Source organism: Paenibacillus elgii NBRC 100335, assembly GCF_004000865.1.
Taxonomy (GTDB): Bacteria; Bacillota; Bacilli; order Paenibacillales; family NBRC-103111; genus Paenibacillus_G; species Paenibacillus_G elgii.
In genome coordinates, this window is the sequence record NZ_BIMB01000004.1 from 116701 (window position 1) to 136051 (window position 19351).

Genomic DNA, 19351 nt, shown 5'->3' on the forward strand with positions numbered 1-19351 from the left:
TCCCCCTTCCTTATGACTCCTTATACTCCCAGTCAAAATGACTCAAAATCTCTTGGACGGAATACACCTTTTTTGCATCGAAAATTTTGGCAAACGTATGCGTATAACTCATTTCTTTCCGAGTGTAATAATGAAGTGCTTCGCCCACTGTATAAAACTCCGTGCTGACATGCTCATAAACCGACGGTTTTAAATAAAATACCGAAATAAACCCATGTTTAAATTCATCTAAGGCCAATATTCTGTCTACCAATTGGTCTACTTTTTCCGCTTGGCGTTCCTTGTCGATATCGGGTTCGCTTTTAATAAACAGATCAACGGCTAGTCCATTAATCGCTTCGGCCTTAAAGTAATCTTCGATACTCATATTTTTGTCATTCAAATCACGTGCCGGAAAAGATAAGCCGCCCGAATCCAGATTTGTCTTAACCCAGATGTCCTTCTGCTCAAAAACTTCTTGAGATATCTTGATCATCTTTTCATCGAACTTGTCGGCCATGATCATGTTCATATAGTTGTCCCATACTTTGCTAAAATCTTTTGTAATCTCCGCTCTGAACCGATGCCTTGGGGAATTTGGGGGATACGCCTCCGCTTTGATCGTATCGGTTGAAAATATCCCTGACCCATATCCGCCTCCGACGTTTTCAACCACGAACTCTTCGCCATACTTTTCATTTAAATACCGCGCCATTTTGTCTTCTGCGTCCTTGTACTTCTGACCGCAGCCCATAACCGTTACAAGCGATAGCAGCATCACGATTCGAAGCACCAGCCTTCCATTGAAATTCATTTCCCGTTCCGTACCCTCCATAAAAACAAAATTGAAGACGTATTGTTTCCCCTTATCTCAATCGATACAGCATTTGAACGACCTCGCTGTACTCACTTGAAATTTGTGTCAATCTTCTGGAGCAATAGTCAATGCTAATTCCTTTCAACCCTTTTAATTCCAGCGCAACGCTTTCCAATTCCCGTCTGATTCTGTTGAGCTCTTCAATAATGGCGGTTGCTTCCCGATCTGCTGCCGCGTTCATGCGCATCCCTCTTCATACTCCTAGATTGTAGACGACGGAGAGCGACAGAAACTCCTGTCACCCTCCACACCCGGATCATGTATTATTTGAATTGGCTGGCGTTGCTGTTAATGGTCGTTTCGGTTGCATCGTAATTCGAAACCGTATTATCCAAAAAAGCCGCATAAGAGTCCACAACCGCCCGATAATCGCTAAACTTTTGGGCATTCCCGTTGAATTTGTCCTGGATGGTTCGGGAGGCATCGCTATCCCAAGAGCTCGTCAAGCCGTTCATTTCTTTCTTGATTTCTTCGAGCTTGGCGGTCAAGCTGCTGTTCAGTGTTCGGATCGTTGCCGCGGTTTGCGTTACCTCTGCAGTAGATATGCTGATTCCTTCGATAGACATTGTCGTTGGCCTCCTTAAAGGGATAATTAGTTCGCTAATTTTTTGGCGGAATTCGCAATTTCGGTTTGCGTCGTCCGATACGTTTGGGCGCTATGCTTTAAAAACTCGGAATATTGCTCCATCAGCTTTTTCATATTTTCAAAATCGTCGCGGAATCCTTCGATTTGCGTCGTATAAGCGACGTTATCCTGCCCCTTCCACGCGTTGCCCATGGCCTTAACTTCGTTAAAGAGCTGATCGTACAAACGCTGATATTCGGCGGCATGCCCATCCATGTTTTTAGCTGCGGCTTCCAGCCTAGCGGGATCTACGACAATTTTTCTTGCCATGCTAATTCTCCTCTCGGTAATAAAGGTTTTATATTAACATCAGCCGGGAACCGTGATGAAGTCCCGATTCTTGAGCTGACATGCCAATATCCAAAACGGAACCGCTTGTTCTCTCGCATAAAACCGTATCGCGGGTCGGAGCAAAATAACCGTTGGATAACTCGGCGATCGCCCCCGTTAATAACGTCTCGACCTCCCAAAGCCTGGTCGTGAGAGGGATGTATACGTCATAGGTTCTGGCTAGAGCCGGTACAAATACTTCAACCAGTATTTTATCCATCGGAATCGTCCTCCTTGAGATGCAAGGGCGAAATCACCAGCTTCATAAGGACCGGCTTTCCGTTTATCACGATATAGCCGAAGTCGTCTCCAATATCCTGGTACAGCTCGCTGGTGAGCTTTCCGATCTTGAGCTGATATTGATCCGCTATGCCGTTCCCCAGCCAAATCCCCTCATTGAGGACCACTTTTGCCTTAAACCAAGGTTCATAGGAAATGGACGAAATCGACGAAACGCGTTCACAGATAATGAAATTTACCTGATACATCGTCTCGCCTTTCTCCAGAAGAACCCGGAGCTTATCCTTGGAATCCTCGGAAATTCGTGAGTTTAAGCTAGTCAGGGAGTGGACGATCCAAGTCTGTTTGGCAAAAACCGGAGCCGGTTCGCCGGTGGCCATCGTATCCTTGTACGTATTGTTGCGGTGGACGAGGGTGCTAAATAACTGTGCAACAACTTGGTCCCAATCCGTTGGATTTCCATAATGGGTATAGGTTTTGAACTCGTCATCCACCAGCTTGTTGTCCGGATCGATGACGGCAACTTCGGCTTCCCCTTTAGCCGCCAGGACCTCGGCCAGCCCTTGGATAAAGCCCGCATTGTCGTTATTTTGAGACAATATAAGCTGGATGTAATGCTGGTCAAAGTGAAAGCAAGCTGTCTGCAGACTGTTCTTCTCCACGCCCACCGGAATTTTCCCGATCCTGCCGTGCTTGATCTCGTCCATCAAGAAATTCACATCAATAAGCTCAGGCAGAATCGGAATTCTTCTTGCGACCGGCTCCGTCCATCTGGCGGCGTACTTTTCGCCATACTTGCGAATATGCTCGAAGCGGTTTTCCACATCGCAATGCGTGTGCGCGATTTGAAATTCATATACCCGATCGGATTTCATAATGCCTCTCCCCTTAAACTTGGAGGGGTAGACACCTTCTACATGACCGAGCACACTGGAATAGTCGGCGGCATCGTTAAGCTGCAGCACGTACAACTGCTTAAAATTTTGCAAAACCCGGTACCGGACCGCGCCCGTATTCAATGCGGACAAGACAAAGTAAATCCCGTATTTCGAGCCTTCCCTCGTTAGATAGGCCATCGCTTCTTCCTTGTCCTCGAATAACTCCGCGAACGCCGAGTAGTTATGAACGACAACGACAATGGAAGGAACGGCAGTCTGTGCCGATCTCATGTAGGACTGGTAATCGCCGCCATAGTCTGCGAACCGCTTTTTCCGGTCCGCGGTCTCTTGATAAAGCATCTTGAACAAATTATTGACTTTCTCCGCTTCATGCGAGAGCACGACATCGCCCACATGCGGCGCTTTGGAGAAGGCGCGCAAGGTCTCGGAAGCGAAATCTAAAATATATACATGGAGCTCGGACGGCGTATGCTCCTCCATTAGCGAGTACAGTAACGTGGTCAAAAAGGTCGTTTTCCCGCTTCCCGCCGCACCGTAAATAACCGCATTTCCTTCCTTGGACAACGGAAAGGTCATCTCAAACTGTCGCTGGTTGGCAGGGTCATCCACTTGGCCAATCACTGGATTCAGTACACCACGGGCTTGTTGCGAAACCGGATGTCTCTCCCTGAGCTCGTCAAGATAAATGAACTCCGGAAGCGGGTCCAGCCAGAGCGGACGGACGCCAATGCCTTCTTCTTTGGCGATAGCTGCCAAATAGCGATTCACCTCATCCAATTGCTTGGCCGGGTTATGGAACCGCGTCTTGCGTTTATCGATTTTGACTTGTTTCACGATACGTCCCAGGTTGTCGATGACGGTCACGCTCTTATCCTTGGCTTTCTCAACCCGATCCGTCGGGTAATAAGGCGCCCCACCCCAAGCGGATTGACCAAGCTCGAACAGCTCGTTGAAACCAACCTGGACGTAGAACCGCCCAGTGACGGACAGCCCGGCCGCATCCGGCCTTTTGATCACGTCCATACTGTCGGCCTTCTCTTGCACCTTAAGACAAATGCGAAACTTGCTATTGCTCCAAATCTGATCATCCACCACTCCAGATGGCTTCTGGGTTGCCAAGATCAAGTGAATGCCCAAGCTTCTGCCGATACGCGCCGCGCTAACGAGCTGCTCCATGAACTCAGGCTGCTGCGTCTTTAGTTCCGCGAACTCGTCCGATACGATAAACAAGTGCTGCAGCGGCTCCATCACTTTCCCGTCCCGGAACAGCCTCTGATATTTGTAGATATCCATGTTGCTCATGTTCAACCGCTTGCTCGTTTCGCTAAAGATCGCTTGTCTTCGCTTTAGCTCGCTCTGGATCGAGACCAAGGACCGCTTAACCGCCGCGCCGTCCAAGTTCGTAATCGTTCCCGCCAGATGAGGCAAACTCGCAAATGCACCGGCCATACCGCCGCCTTTGTAGTCGATCAGAATAAAAGCGACCTCATCCGGATGATAGTTTACGGCTAACGAAAGAATGAACGTCATAATAAATTCGCTTTTCCCGGAACCCGTCATCCCCGCAATCAAGCCATGCGGACCGTGGTATTTCTCATGCAAGTCCAGATAAAACCGTTCGCCGGTCGTATCTACCCCGATCGGAGTTTGGAGGGATAAGGTAGGATCATGATCCCGCCACCTCGTCAGCGCATTCAGATGCTCGACCTTGCCAACATCGAACAAATCGAGAAACGTCAGCATGGCAGGCAGCGTATAGCCCGCTCCCAAAGTATCCAGTTGAATATTGGCCAGTTGCACGGCAAGCTGGAGCTCGTCCTGAATGGTATACGGATGAGGCTGAAACGCAATATACTTCCCGGAGGTGTCGTCCTTGTCATATATTTTCGAATGCTTTCCTTCAAACTCCACGGCCAGCGAGCACTCTTTGGGCAAGTTTTTCAGTTCGTCGTAAAGATGGATCACGCTAAGGCCTATATTGTTTTTGTGCTTCCTTATACCACTCATCATCTCCGCCTTGCCGGCCAAGCTTTTGTCGATCGCGAAGACGACGTAATGCGGCATAACCTCTTTAAGCTCTTCCTCCGAAACGATGCGCTCTCTTCCGGCAATTTCTTTTTCGAAAAAGACCGAAAGCTCCTTTACCTCGCCCGGCTCCGTCGCGATAAATCGGATGGACTTATCGTCGCTCCAAACGTGAGGCAGCCACTTTACGAACTCCCACGTTTTGCTTTCCTTCTTGTCATAGATAAAAACAAGCTTTAATTCATCATAGCTATGGAGCGCCGCAAGCTGAATAATCAGCCCTTTAGCCGCAACAATAACTTCAGCTCTCGTACCGATCATCCCGCTAATCCAATCTTCCGTTAGCGAAAGTGGTATTGGAACCTGCTCCACCATTTTCGGCTCTTCCATGAGCTGATACAGTTCCTCTTGAAGCCCGTCATCTTCGAGGGAAAATCTTCTCTCCGGAAATTTCAGCACAACCTGAAGCGGCAGATTACCTAGTCCCAGGCGTACCTTCAAAAAATCGTTTTGTCTGCGGGTCCGCTCCCATAGGGTCCGCTTGCGCAGCTTGATTCGCGAAACGCACTCCTCCAGAGTAATCAGATTTTCATGCAAAACTTGGCGCTGGCTTTCCCCGGCATTCCGTATCTTCTCTCGAACCTCTTGAATATATAGCTTGTATTTTTCCTGCCGCATGCTCTCCTGCTTGAGCCTCTTCTTAGCTTCGTGCCGTCTCGTCAAAACGGGCCATAGAATCGTACCCAGCAGGACGCTGAAGGACATGACAAGGGTAGGCATCGCATTCATGATTTTGCCGTTGGATTGCAGCACGTTGTGTAGAGAATACAACCCGGTGAACAAGGAAGCCATGCCCATCGTAATGGACGGACCGAGCATGAGCATAAGCGGAGTTTGTTCCAGATTTATCTGGGGCGGCGGAGCATCGATCTTGATCTCGACACGGTCGACTTCCTTGATAAACCTTGGAGAACGGTAAAACAAATCGCCTTCCGGCACCTCTTCATCGATTTCATCCTCCGTATTTGGAACCGCAGGATGCGGTTTAACGCTTGGTCTGAGAACATCGGGATTACAGCTCACCTGGCCGTCCGGATTGTTCATAGCAATAAAACCGCTGCCGACAATAATCTTCAAGCCGATGATATAGAGCACATCTCCCGGTTTAAGGATTTGCTCCGTCGCCCGCTTCCCGTTCACAAACGTTCCGTTCGAGCTGCCCGTATCCCGGATGGTTATGGACGTTTCGGAAACGAACAGCTCCGCATGAACGGAGGACGTGTACCTATTCGCATACCTAATTTCGCAGCCGTCTGCACGGCCGATCTTTATTTTCCCTCTACTGGGCAAGCTATACCTTCGAAATATTTTTCGATCGGCAGATACCGGTTCGGCAAAAAGAATCGCAATTTCATCCGTTTTCTTCAGAAGGACGCTATAGATGGTCAGGGGCTCGACGGTAAGCTCCTTTACTTTGCGGCTGCCCGCATCCAGGACGACCGCATGCTGATTCGACTTGAGAATCCATTGGCCGTCCACGCCTTCGACCCCGATCACCCGTTCCTCATACCCCAGAAGGTTCGTTTGAGTGACCCAATACTGCCCGGACTTCTTGTCAGGCAGTACGCATGAATGGATTTCATTTTCCTTCAGCAAGGATAGCTGCATGGGTCACTCTCCTTCTTTCGACGAGATAATCAGACAAAGATTTACAAAATTTTCTATTTTTGAGCACAAAAAAACCGCCCTATCCATGGCTAAATACACATGAATAAGGCGGTGCTTCCGCTTTCGATCATTGGTTGTATAATATCATTTTCTCCCAAATTCTGCAATAGATATTTTTATTCGGTAAATTTCAACAAATCATTTCCAATTCACTTAAAATTGAATTACAATTACTTACAAAAATAGCATGAGCAGCGTATGCTTTCTTCTCCACATTTCCCGAAATTTCTTCCACCACACCAGTTGGAATAAGAAGGAATTTACCATTGGATTGTCGAATTGATTTTATTCTGAAAACCATATCCAATATAAAAATAGCATAGCCGAGGGGGCTCGTACGATGCGCTGGACTGTCAGTAGAAAGCTTGCTTTGGGATTCATTACCATGTTGCTTCTTACTACCATCACCGCCGTTCTTGCTTTAAACCGAATGATGTTTATCCAAAACCGCGTTGAGCAGGTTACCGAAAACTCGATGCCAAAGGTGAAAGAGATCAACCGGATTTATTTTGAGACAGAGCATGTGCTTAATCTGGTGTTCCGCCACAAAGACAGTACCGATGCGGCAGTGCGCAAAACCCTCGAGGATGAAATCGGCGCAAGCTACTCCTTAGTCGAATCGACGGTGCAGCAGTACGAGTCCCAGATCACAGCCGACGAAGAACGAAGCAACTTTGCTTCCTTCAAGGGAAGCTGGGACGAATTCAAAAAGAACACGCAACGAACGTTAGTCACCAGCCGCAGCAATCCCCAGCAAGCCATGATCCTGATCGATGCCGGCCACCGTATTTTCGACGAAATGCAGAAGCATTTGACCAGTCTGGTCGAATGGAACCACAAGCAGGCTGAAACCTCCGCACTGGAAGCAAAAAAAGCGTATAAGGATAGCTTAATATGGGTTTATGTCATTCTTGGGGCCAGCGTGGCTGTCGCCTTCGGAATCAGTGTGTTGTTCCTTCTCCTGATCGCCCGCCCGCTGCGTCTGGTCACCGGCAGTATCGTACGGGTCGCAGACGGCGACTTGACCGTTCAGCCTTTATCCGTGAAAAGCCGCGATGAAACCGGCCAGCTGGCCGACGCCCTGAACCGCATGGTCCGCGAGCTACATACGGCGATCAGCCGCTCTTCGGAAGCTTCGCACCAGGTCACGCAGCTGGCCGATTCGCTGGCAGCCGATGCCAGTCAGACGACGATCGCCGCGCAGCAGATTGCCGACGCCTCGCGGCAGGTTGCCGGAGGAGCGCAGGCACAGCTGACGACCTCGAAAGAAACCGCCGTCGTCATGGAAGAAATGGCCGCAGGGATCGGCCGGATTTCGGAGGCAACCTCGGACATGGCGGAGCAGTTCCAAACGACAGCCGCCAATGCGGTAAAAGGCACGGAGTCGATGGACGAAGCGGAAGAGCAGATGAACGCCATTTCCACCACAACCAAGCAGACCTCGGAACGTATGGAACGGCTGAGCAAACGGTCCGACGAAATCGGAGGCATTGTGAAATTGATCTCCGAGATCGCTTACCAGACGAATTTGCTGGCGTTGAACGCTTCGATTGAAGCGGCAAGAGCGGGAGAAAGCGGCAAAGGCTTCGCGGTCGTCGCCGCCGAGGTGAAGAAGCTGGCGACCCAATCCGAAGCGGCCGCCAAGGATATTACCCAGCGCATCCGCTTGATTCAAGAGGAAACGAAAGAAACGGCCGGAGCGATCCGCGACGTTACGGAGCAGGTCACGGCAGGCATCCATCTGGTGAGCGACTCGGGCCGCAGCTTCCGGGACATTGCCGCTTCGATCGAGCAGATGAACGGACATATTCAGGAAGTGTCCGCCACGGCAGAAGAAATGGCAGCGACAACGGAGCAGATTACCGCCTCGGTCACATCCACGGCGATGATCGCCCAGACCTCCAGCGACAGCACGGAAAGCGTCGCCGCCGCTTCGAACGAGCAGTTCGCGTCGATGGAACGCATCTCCGGCAGCGCGGAGTCGCTTACACTGCTTGCAGGAGAGCTTCGCGAGAGCATTCGTCGCTTCCGGCTGTAGAGCTGTTCGCAAAAAAGCACCTGCTTTTGCAAGCAAGTGCTTAGGCCAACCTATAATACTTCCGACAACATAGGGATCGCATCCTGCGCTCCCAAACGGGTCACTGCAATGGACGAGGCGCGCTGGGCGATATCCACCGCTTCGTCCATGCTTTTGCCCGCGATGATCATCGCGGCCAGCGTGCCGGAGAACGTGTCACCGGCCGCCGTCGTGTCGATGGCTTCAACCTTGAGAGCTTCCTTGTATACGTTCTCCGTTCCGTTATAGTACACGATGCCCTTTTCTCCGAGCGTAATGAGCGGATAGCGAATCCCTTTGGCCCGCAGCTTGTTCAAAGCCTCAAAAGCATCGTCGGTGCTCCGGATCTCAATCCCCGTGTAGATGCGGCACTCGATTTCGTTCGGCGTAAAATAATCCACGCCCTGCAAAACTGCATCCTCGATCGGAACCGCAGGCGCCGGATTCAGGAAAATCGGCACTTGGCCTTTCACCAAACGAATAACTTCGTAAACCGTCTCCATCGGAATTTCCAGCTGCAGCATGACGGCCGCAGCCGAAAGCAGCTCCTGCTGGTACCCCCGAATATAGCCGGGGGAGACTTCGCTGTTAGCTCCGCCGTCGAGAATGATGCTGTTATTTCCGTTGCATACAGTGATGGCGGCCACGCCCGTCGTCACATCCTGCTCGCGCTTGAGGAAATCCGTGCGCACGCCGAAGCTGCTAAGCCGATCGATCAGGGACTGGCCGAAAATATCGTCGCCCACCTTCCCCATAAACCACGTTTCGGCGCCCATCTTGGCGCAAGCGACCGCTTGATTGGCCCCTTTGCCGCCGGGAGCGAGGAAAAATCCGTCGCCCCGCATCGTCTCCCCGATTTCGGGAAGACGGCTCGTCCGCATGACCATATCCATATTTGCACTGCCGACAACCATAATTTTCATCGGATTCCGCCCTCTTCGTTACAAATTCACCGGACCGGACTTTTAGAGCTCCGTGACTCGGATATTGCTGTAGTAGGTTCTCGCCGCGCCAAGGGTGCTGACACCGTACATGCCATAGCCGAACGTACCGTCCGTATGCTGCAGGACTTGCGCCCCGTTGATGAACAGCGTGATGACCTGCCCTTGCACCGTCACCTTGAGTTCATAGTTCTGGCCAAACTGCCAAGGGTAGCTGGCTCCGGTCAGTTTAGTATAACCGAAATCGTTCAGGTAGAGGGAGACTTGATCTTTGCCGTCAAAGCCTGCGTGATACCCGCGCATCGCTCCTTGAGCGCGAACCGCCACCAGATGCGAATCGCCGATTTGCGGATTCAGGTCCAAGGTTACGGAATAATCCGTGGCAAAATAGTTCCCTGTATACGCTTCGCTAGGCTCGGCGGTCATCAGATACATCGAGCCGTCCACCAGACTCCAAGCACCGTGATTATGGGCAAAAGGCGTCACGCAGCCAAAATCGCCCGACTGTTTATGGAAATCGATCGTATAGTCCGCTTTGCCGGAAATCCGGAATTCGTCGATAAAGATGCGGCCCAGGCTTTTCGGCTTGCGCGTCGAGTACGATTCGAGCACGATCCCGACCTCGTCGATCAGCTCGCCTTCCGAATCCGGAATGACGAACTCCACCTCGATCCACTCTTGATTCACGAGCTTAACATAGCCTTGGACGAGCTCTTTCTTGCTTTTGTGCAACCGGACGTAAGGAGCAATGCCCATCGTTTCGTTGCCGCCCCATTGATCCAGATAAATATTCATCGATACTTTCTGGCCCGAGTACGCTCTCGGCGCAAACGTCGGCGAATACCGCTCGTCGCTGAAATCGGCGCGGGTGTAGTAAGGCTTGTAAAAGACTTTCGACTTCTCGCCGCGGGTCATGCGGTCAAAGATAACTTCGAGTGAGCCGGTTCCGCGGAAAGCTTTCTCCGTCGAATGCCTTGCCTGGCAAAAGAACGGATCGGAAACCCGGATATTGTGCGTCGAGCCCGGCAGTTCGAAGTCAAAATAAATGTCGCGGTCCGTAAAGCTGTCGACGATTTCCTGCGGGCACGGCTCCTTCGCCAGACGGTAACCCAGAATCGTCAATTCCTTGGCATACGTAGGAATATCCAAAATGTTCAGGTAGCCGGAGATACCCGACATCACGATAGAGTCGTTGATCGGCTTGCGGTACTTGTCCGCGATGCCTTCCAGGCCGCATGCAACGCCGAGCACGGTGCCGACGTTGCCCGCATTGCAATCGGTATCCCAGCCGCACATCGTGGCGATTTCCACCGTCCGGTTGAAGTCGCCCTGACCGTAAATCATCGACAGCACGCAGACGCCCGCATTTGGAATAATATGGCACACGCCGGTATATTTATCGTAGCCCCAGTCTCTTTCGAGCATGTCGCGGCAAGCCCGGAAGTCGTCCGGCTGCTGCGCGTGGAATTCCAGCACCGCTCTCGACACTCGCGCATAGATGGAATCCGCCGGAATTTGAGCGAGCCCCGCTTCGATAATCTCGCGAATATCCGATGTTTCGAACGCCTTGGAGATCGCCGCGCAGAAAAATCTCGCGCCCAGCACCCCTTCACCGTCGTGCGATACGCGGGCCGCAGCCTCACCGAAATCGGCGGCTTTTTTCGGATTGCAAGGGTTGACCAAGCCCCATGTATCGATAAAAATTTGCCCGCCGATCTGCTCGGCGATAATCAGGCCGTTCTGCTCGATCGAGCCGGATTGCGGGGCCGGAATTCCTTTTTTCAGGTTGATGTAAGCCGTATGCTCCGTGCTGATGCCATAGCCGCCCCACCAGAACATCCCGATCCCTTCGCGGGCGTAGTTCAGCCAAGCGCGAGCCACGTCGTTCGGGGTAATATCGCGGTCGACCGCGTCGTCGTACAAGGCCCGCAGAAAATAATACGGACCGTTCGCGTCGTCATCGGCCGCGAAGTTTTTGAATTCTTTCACGTAGTCGGTAATCTCGCCGTACGTATTTTTGATCCGCTCATAAGTCCAGATCGTCGGCTCCACCGGCGCGCCCAGCCTTATGCCGATATTCATGCCCAAATAACCTGCGTAAACTTTCTCTAAATAATTCGAAGGAATCATGTTCCGTGCACCGCCTTTAAAATAATGAGCCTGGAAGGCTACAGAGTGTCGAATAAGTGAGCAAATGGGATAATAGAGGTTACGAAGGGGTGGGGTATCCACTTCCGGTCGCTCTTGTCCGCAGGAAATTTGAATTGGATGCCGCTTACAGCGGACATTTCCCGCGGACAAAGGCGAACGCTATCGCTCCTCCAGTGGATACCCCACCTGCGTATGCATCTCTATTTTTGTTTAAGTTCACTTTCTCAATAAGCTCTCGTATGTTTCTCTATTATTGTAATGAGCTCTACAGAACGATTCCGCTCACTTCGCTGCCTATTTACAAGACTTCCAGAGCCTTCCGTCTGAAATTGTTCAATTCCAGATCCTCTTGAATAATCGCCGCTGCCGCTTCGGTAAACCGGTCGCAGCTCCCTGCCATATCCTGCTTATTCACTTCCTCCAATACCGCGATCTCGTCGGCTGGAATCGCCCTTACGCCCTGCATCGCGCCCAGAATCGCGCCGATCATGACGCCGATCGAATCCGTATCGCGGCCGGAGCTTACGCCGTCTTTGACTGCCTCCAGGATATCGCCGTCGTGCAGGACCATGTACGCCAGCGCCAGTGGCAGCTCCTCGATGGAGAACAATCGGCTCGGCGTGTAATGATTCGAAGGGATGCCGACTTTATCGATGCTCCGGTTAACGTCGTCGCGCATCGGAGAGTAGACTGCCATCACTTCGTGTAAAGCATGGACGACCTTGTCTCGGTCCGCTCTATCCGCTTGCAGGAGCAGGGCCTTCTCACAAAGAGCGTAAATGGCCCGCTTCGTGCCGTCCTTGGCGTAATACACCGCGGTTTCTGCCACATCATGGACCGTGACGCCCGGCTCGAACGCCTTGGCGACGCAGGAGGCCATGACGCCCGCCGCTTCCAGCCCATAGCTGATCTGGTGGCCGGAGGCGAACAAGATCGCTTCGTCGTACGCCCCCTTCGGGTTGCAAGCGTTCACGATCCCGACAGGAGCGATGTACATAGCCGCTCCGCAGTTGACCATATTGCCGTAACCGCCCTCGCGGGGCTCGCAGTTGGCGAGCACATGCCGGTTGAAAATATGCTTCTCCGGATAAAACAACCGGTCCAAAATAAGCGCCTCTCGGCCGAACTCCGGAATGTACCTCGGCCGGAAAGCAATTTCCTTCACAAATTCGTTCGCCATATCGTAGGCGTCCAGATGCCGCCGCTCCGTGCAGTACACGTTCATCAGCGCCAGCGTCATGAGCGTGTCGTCCGTCACGATGCCCTGGCCGCGCATTCTGCCCAGCCGCGTCGTTTCCGGCCAATCCGCTTTCCACCATTTCGTCTTCGTCGTTTCGACACGGCCGTATTTCTCTTTAATTTGACCATAGGTCATTTTCTCGACAACCGCGCCCATCGCATCGCCGTACGCCGTTCCGAAGACGACGCCTTTCACCCGATCCGCAAAAGACAGCATCGGTTCCTCTCCCCTCCGCAGGAAGTGCGAGGCCTCCGCCCCGCACTTTACCGGCCGTTTATTTTATCGTTTGGTTGGCGTAATCCGTCATTTCCTTGCCGCCTGCGGCATTCCAGGCTTGTACGAACTGATCGAAATCCGCGATTGTTTTCTTGCCCGTCACCACGTTGGCGGCAAATTCTTTGTAGAGCGCGTTGCAGGCGTCCCATTTGGCTGCGAGCTCCGCAGGAATGATGAAGCTGTTATCTTTTTTGGACAGCTTGGACATCATATCCAGCGATTTCGCCGCCGGCTCGGACAAGTATGGCGTCGACGGATCGAACTCCGGCTTGAAGTTTACGGTCGACTCGACGAACCGCGGATACCACTCGGCCGATTTTGCCGTCAGCTTGATTTTGTTGTCGACGACGGTATATTGATTGCCTTCGATGCCGAGCTTATCCAGCAGTTGGCCTTTCGGGCTGGCCAGATACTCCAATACGGCGAAGGCCATCTCTTTATTTTTCGCGGTTTTGGCAATTGCGAAGCCGCGGCTCTCCTTGCTTACGTCAACCGGGGTGTAACCTTGACCTTTCCCTTTTGCCGGCGGCAGAGGCATTACCTTCGCGCCAGCTCCGTTCTGAGACGTCGATTTCGTGTTGTACAGGTCGATAACTTTCCCTTGCGTTCCTGCAATCACCCCAGCTTGACCGTCGTAGAACGCTTTTTCCTTCGTATCCCATTTTTTGGTCAGAAACTCGGGATCAAGCAGGCCGTCCTTGTACAGCTTCGCATAAAACTCCAGCTTGTCTTTCTCGGAGGAGGTCGTTTTGCCGAACGCGTACTTGCCGTCCTCGCCCTTCAGCCAAGTGGAAGTCAGTCCGAATGCTTGCCCGAATGTGGCGTCAAGCTCGTCGAGCGTACCGGCTGTCGTATACGCGAATTTCGCGCCGTTCTTTTCTTTCAGCTCTTTGAAAAAGTTATAGTAGTTGTCCACGGTCGGGTTAACGAGCAGTTCCTTGCCCGATGCCGTCTTGTCAAACCAATCCTGGCGCACGACCGGTACCGAGCTGCTCGTCGGCGACAGCCATACCAGATACGGATAGTTTTTCGTTCTTTCCTGGTTGTACGGGTTCATGGACGCTTTCACGTGCGTCGATTTTTCGATGTACGGCGTCAAATCTTCCAGAATTTTTTGGGTGACCGCGAATTGATAGTCGCCGCCTTGGAAATAAATCAGATCGGGAATATTGCCGCTTTGCAGCAGCAGGCCCAGCTTCTCGGAGTAGGTGCCGCTCTGCACGGGAACGAGCTTCAGCTTCACGTTTTTGCCTTCGGCTTTCATGCCTTCTTCGATGCCTTTGAGCAATGGATCGTCGGGCTGCAAGTCCTTGTCGACGATCGTAATCGTGACCGGCTGGTCGCCGGACGGCGCCGCGGCCGAACCGCCCGGAGCTGTCGAATTGCCGGAGCTGCACGCGGTGGAGATGACCAGCAAGCTTGCTGCGAGCAGGGTGAACACTTTTCTCATTTCTATTTCCTCCCCAATGTCTTGTGTTGTTTATTCTTTGACGCCGCCATCCATTACTCCGCTGGTATAATACTTCAGAATAATAGGATAGAGCATAAGAATCGGAATCATGGCAATGACAATTGTAGCCGCTTTCAGCGATGAGAAATCAAGCTGCGCGATATTGTTGTTCTTGAGCAGATTCGCTGCGCCGACCAACGTCGAAGTGTCCCTCTCCACAACGAATTGTCTAAGCAGCACCTGCAGCACCGTATTCTCGCGGCTGGACAAGAAAATGCTGGATTTGAAAAATTCGTTCCACTTTGCAATCGCGTAGAACATCCCGATCGTCAGCAGCGGTATGCGCGCCAGCGGCATAACGATACGGATAAACAAGGTCATGTGCCCGGCGCCGTCGATTCTGGCCGCTTCCAGCAAGGACTCCGGAATTTCCTCCAGAAAACGCATCATAATAATCAAGTAGTACACGTTGATCATCCGGTACAGCACCATCGACCATAAGCTGTCGAGCAGATGCAGGTCCTTCATGACCATATATTCCTGAACGATCCCCGGCTCGAAGATCATGATGATGATCAGAAAAATCATAATCGGAGTTTTGCCGACCAAGTTTTTTCGCGTTAAGACATAGGCCGCAATCGTTGTAAAAAAGATGCATAAGCAGGTGCCTACGATAGTAATAAACAGTGAATTCATCAGCGCCTTGCCGACAATCGGATTGCCGAGAACGACTTGAAAATTGATCAGCGAGAACCCTTTGGGCAGCAGATCGTAGCCTTTCAGCTGATTAACCCGGTCCGGATGCGATAACGCTCTGGCAAATATGTTCACGATCGGCACGAACATCGTCAGCGTCAGAAGCGTCAGCAGCAGCCCGATCAACAGTTTGAAAACGGTTATTTTTTTGCCAACCATCTTGGCTCCCCCTTACCATGCGCCTTTCGAGGTCAATTTCTTCGATATGAAATGAGTGGACAGCACGAGTACGACGCCAATCAGGCTCTTGAACAGGTTGGCCGCTGTAGCGAACGAATATTGCCCGTTGATCAAGCCGACACGGTAGACGTACGTATCGATAATGTCGATCTGGCTGTTGACGGAATCATTGGTGAAGTTCAATACCTGATCAAGTCCCGCATTCATAATGAAGCCGACATTCAGGATGAAAATCGTGACCATCGGAACGTACAGATGCGGCAGCACGACTCGGGTGACAATGTGCCAGCGCGACGCTCCATCGACATAAGCCGCTTCGTACAAGCTGGGGCTGACGCCCATGATCGCGGCCAGAAAAATAATCGAGTCCCAGCCGATACTGCGCCAGCCTTCGCTGGCAATCAGCACCCACCGGATGCTTCCTTTATCCGTCAGGAAATCTTGAGGCGGAAAACCGAGCGCCTTGATCAGATCGTTTACCGCCCCCGTGGATGGGGACAGAAATTCGAACCAAATGCCCGCAATGACGACCCACGACAGAAAGTGGGGCAAATACGAAACGACCTGTACCGCCTTGCGGAATTTGCCGTTCGCGAACTCGTTGAGCATCAGCGCGAACAAGATCGGTATCGGAAAAATAAGAAACATTTTCATCGCGCTAATGATTAAAGTATTGGCCAGTACGTTGGAAAATATGGGCGTGCTAAACAGCTCGCGGAAATATTTGAGCCCGACGTACACGTTGTCTCCGAGAATGCGGTATTCGTAAAAGGCCAGCTTCATGCCGATAATCGGCCATACATGGAAAATGACGAAATACGCGAGACACGGGAGAAGCATGAGATAGAGCACTTTATCGGCCCATATTCGATTCAGCTTCGAATACGCTTTCATCCGTTACACCTCCTGACGGATCACAAGTTGATCTCCAGTTCCATCAGCGGCGCATGCTGCTGCGCCCCATACACGTCCCGGTCCAGGAAGGTGCCTGACGAAACTTTTCTCGCAAACGTAATTTTGAATCCGAGCGCCTGATCGAAGAAGACGATCTGCGTAATGTTATGTTGCTCAATATTGTAGAGCCGCGATACGAGCTCTTTATTGATCAGGCCCTGCTCTTTGATTTTGTAATAAACGGACGGATCGTTGAACAGCACGTCAACCGTAATTTCAAAGGGGCCGCTGTTTTTGCTGCGCAGGACGGCCGCCGCATCGAATAACTTCATATTTTACACCTCTTCATAATCGGTTCGGAACATTTCGAATCCGTCCGAGACTTCCATCAGGTGGTAAACGGAAAACTCATACACCGCGCCGAACGGCACATCACTAGGCGCAAAAGGAAACGCCAAATTCCCTGCGGTCGCTTTTCTTCCTTCGTAGCCGTAATGCAGGAAGGTCGATCTCACCGAGCTGCATACCGCATTGGCCAGCTCCTGCGTCTTGGCGACGACCTCGAACACGATCCCCAGCTCATGCGCCGGCTTGCGTTGCGGCTCCAGCTCGCCCAACACGCCGTCGAGGCCATAGTTGATAAAATGGATCTTGTAATCGTCCGGCGAAACCTCGCTGTAATAGTCGCGCACCTGCTGCTTGACGAGCTCTTCGACTTCTTCGATCTTTGCAATCAGCAGCGGATCGCGGACCCCCGCGACAACAAACGTGCGGTAAGCCACCTTCATCGCGCCTTCAAGCTTAATCTTGTATACCGGAGTTTCGGCGATTCGACTGCCGCGCACTTCGACGCTGCCGTCCCCAAGCTCGGTAAAGACGCAATGCTCCAGATTGAGCACCAAGCCCGGCCCGTGCAAAATGTAAGGGTGGTCCTTCTCATAAAACGTGTGCGCCGCCACCGACACCGCCGTACATTTGCGGTTCTCATTCAGCGGCTGCACGATAAACGAATCCGCTTTCAAGGTGCCGAGCATGCAGTCCTTCGTCGTTCCCGGCTCGGCGGACAGTGCAGCGCACTCCAGAATTTTGCCGAGATGGTAAGCAAGCGCTGTATCGTAGCCATGGTGCATGGCGACAGCCGCAAAAGGCGACGGGTCGTACGCGCGGCCGCAAATAATAATGTCTGCCGCTTCCTCGAGCGCCGCAACGATCGGTTCGTGCCCCATCTGCGCCACGATGCGGTCAGTTGCCGCAAGCCGTTCCGGCGTCAGCGGCGCAACGGTCAGGCCCAGCGGCTCGCACTTGCCAGCTTCCAGCTTCGCCTCCACCACCTCGTGGGGAATATCCGCCCAGATGGTCGCTACCTTGATGCCGCGAATCCCGTGCTCTTCCAGAATCTCCAAGACGATCGAACGGGTCCATTCCACATGAACCTTTGCGCCGCTTCCCCCGGCCGACCCGATGATGATCGGAATGCCTGCTTTGACGCCTTCGGTAATGATGATTTCGAGATCCTTCTTGCAGGCCTGCTTGCTGACAATCGCCGTGCCTGCGCCTAATTTATGAGGTCCCGCGTCGGTAGAACCTGCGTCCACCACGATCGCATCCGGGCCGCAAGCCATCCCGTTCATAAAGGAGGACTTCGGAAACCCGTAGCCCAGCATCCCGCAAGGGGCTAAAATTTTGAACTCGTCCTTTGCCATATGACTCCTCCGCCCTATCCGCTAACGATGATTATCTGTATTTTCCACCAACTCACACAAATTTTGGATATTGGGTAATTGGGTGGTCCAATTTAAACGTCAAAAGGATGCTGATCATCCGTTTGACTCCACTTTGCTCGAAGAAACATTTTGCTTCACCTGCTGGAGATGGTGCAGAAGCGCCGCTTTGGCTTTCGCCGGATCTTTTTCCTTGATCGCTTGAAGTATAGCGTAATGCTCCTTGTACACTTCGCTTTTGCGGCCGGGGATATCGACCGTCTTGGTCAGTGTTTTTTGCAAAAGATCCATGTGCAGATCGATCAGATTGACCAGCACGACATTGTGCGTCGCTTTGGCGATCGAGAGATGGAACGCTTGGTCGGGATTGACGGGATCTTCGGAGTTGCGGTCGATCGTCCCCCAGCGCTCAAGAGCGCTTTCAATTTCCGCAATATCCTGCTCGGTCGCCCGCATTGCCGCCAATTCCACAATTCCCGTCTCGAAAATTTCCCTTGCCTCCAGCAGCTCAATAATCGTCGCCCGCTCGATATTTTCGAGGATGCGCTTCGTATCTTCCGCTTTCGAGAGGTTTTTGCTGAGGAAACGGCCGCCTCCCGGACGGGTTTCGATCAATCCCTCCCGCTCCAAAATGCGGAAAGCTTCGCGCAGTGTGCCGCGGCTGATGCCGAACGCTTGAGCCAGCTCCCGTTCCGTCGGCAGGACGTCCCCCGGAGCAAGGTTGCCTTCGAGAATGATATTTTCAATCTGCTCAATGACATCTTCATAGACCCGGTGGTATTTTATTTTCTTAATGGTCATTGTCCGTTACCTTTCTACGAATAACGTTACATTCGGATAATTGGGTCACCCAATTGCCCACACCTTTATACTAAGCCCAATGATTGGACGTGTCAAGAAAAGTTTAACGGCTCCAAAAATCAATCATTGACAACAATCGGACGGCTGGAGTATATTCGAATTACGAATTAACGTCAATATAG

The 19351-nt window shown here is 52.0% G+C and carries 16 protein-coding genes; 1 reads left to right on the forward strand and 15 read right to left on the reverse strand.

All coding sequences use genetic code 11. The annotated features are described in order from the left end of the window. Positions 1–10: 10 nt before the first annotated feature. The 6 genes from PEL01S_RS04410 to essC all read right to left on the reverse strand — a co-directional run bounded on the left by PEL01S_RS04410 (position 11) and on the right by essC (position 6643). Complete coding sequence (locus PEL01S_RS04410; protein ID WP_127459429.1) at positions 11–793, reverse strand: hypothetical protein; 783 nt, start codon at positions 791–793, stop codon at positions 11–13. Between the two features lie 52 nt (positions 794–845). Beyond that, positions 846–1037 carry a hypothetical protein gene (locus PEL01S_RS04415; protein ID WP_127459431.1) on the reverse strand — a complete coding sequence of 64 codons (192 nt, stop codon included), beginning with the start codon at positions 1035–1037 and terminating at the stop codon, positions 846–848. Positions 1038–1119: 82 nt separating this feature from the next. Continuing rightward, positions 1120–1422: a pore-forming ESAT-6 family protein gene (locus tag PEL01S_RS04420; RefSeq protein ID WP_127459432.1), complete on the reverse strand. Its 303-nt coding sequence runs from the start codon at positions 1420–1422 to the stop codon at positions 1120–1122. 26 nt (positions 1423–1448) lie between these two features. After that, positions 1449–1751, reverse strand: coding sequence for a WXG100 family type VII secretion target (locus PEL01S_RS04425; protein ID WP_063188060.1), 303 nt, complete (start codon positions 1749–1751; stop codon positions 1449–1451). Positions 1752–1779: 28 nt separating this feature from the next. Further along, entirely contained in the window at positions 1780–2031 is a 252-nt protein-coding gene (locus PEL01S_RS04430) for a methyltransferase (protein ID WP_127459434.1), read from the reverse strand. Next, positions 2024–6643 carry a type VII secretion protein EssC gene (gene essC, locus PEL01S_RS04435; RefSeq protein WP_127459436.1) on the reverse strand — a complete coding sequence of 1540 codons (4620 nt, stop codon included), beginning with the start codon at positions 6641–6643 and terminating at the stop codon, positions 2024–2026. Before essC ends, PEL01S_RS04430 begins: the two co-directional genes overlap by 8 nt. 400 nt (positions 6644–7043) lie before the next feature. Here essC and PEL01S_RS04440 point away from each other — a divergent pair, with 400 nt between their 5' ends. Beyond that, positions 7044–8741, forward strand: coding sequence for a methyl-accepting chemotaxis protein (locus PEL01S_RS04440; RefSeq protein WP_127459438.1), 1698 nt, complete (start codon positions 7044–7046; stop codon positions 8739–8741). Positions 8742–8791: 50 nt separating this feature from the next. On the opposite strand, the gene rbsK is transcribed toward PEL01S_RS04440, so the two are convergent. The 9 genes from rbsK to PEL01S_RS04485 form a co-directional block, all read right to left on the reverse strand. Further along, positions 8792–9682 (reverse strand): ribokinase, encoded by an 891-nt coding sequence (rbsK, locus tag PEL01S_RS04445; RefSeq protein WP_127459440.1) that lies wholly within the window; start codon positions 9680–9682, stop codon positions 8792–8794. Positions 9683–9724: 42 nt separating this feature from the next. Beyond that, positions 9725–11830 (reverse strand): ADP-ribosylglycohydrolase family protein, encoded by a 2106-nt coding sequence (locus PEL01S_RS04450; RefSeq protein ID WP_174806896.1) that lies wholly within the window; start codon positions 11828–11830, stop codon positions 9725–9727. Positions 11831–12149: 319 nt separating this feature from the next. Next, on the reverse strand, positions 12150–13307 hold the full coding sequence (locus PEL01S_RS04455) for an ADP-ribosylglycohydrolase family protein (RefSeq protein WP_127459442.1): 1158 nt from the start codon (positions 13305–13307) through the stop codon (positions 12150–12152). 58 nt (positions 13308–13365) lie between these two features. Beyond that, entirely contained in the window at positions 13366–14817 is a 1452-nt protein-coding gene (locus PEL01S_RS04460) for an extracellular solute-binding protein (RefSeq protein ID WP_127459444.1), read from the reverse strand. 30 nt (positions 14818–14847) lie between these two features. Further along, complete coding sequence (locus PEL01S_RS04465) at positions 14848–15732, reverse strand: carbohydrate ABC transporter permease (protein WP_063188039.1); 885 nt, start codon at positions 15730–15732, stop codon at positions 14848–14850. Between the two features lie 12 nt (positions 15733–15744). Continuing rightward, positions 15745–16647, reverse strand: coding sequence for an ABC transporter permease (locus PEL01S_RS04470; protein ID WP_127459445.1), 903 nt, complete (start codon positions 16645–16647; stop codon positions 15745–15747). Between the two features lie 20 nt (positions 16648–16667). After that, positions 16668–16979 (reverse strand): DUF4387 domain-containing protein, encoded by a 312-nt coding sequence (locus tag PEL01S_RS04475; protein WP_108534967.1) that lies wholly within the window; start codon positions 16977–16979, stop codon positions 16668–16670. Positions 16980–16982: 3 nt separating this feature from the next. Further along, a complete protein-coding gene (locus PEL01S_RS04480) occupies positions 16983–18350 on the reverse strand; it encodes an acyclic terpene utilization AtuA family protein (RefSeq protein ID WP_127459447.1) in 1368 nt (455 codons plus the stop codon). Between the two features lie 114 nt (positions 18351–18464). Continuing rightward, positions 18465–19169 (reverse strand): FadR/GntR family transcriptional regulator, encoded by a 705-nt coding sequence (locus PEL01S_RS04485; protein WP_127459448.1) that lies wholly within the window; start codon positions 19167–19169, stop codon positions 18465–18467. Positions 19170–19351: the final 182 nt, after the last annotated feature.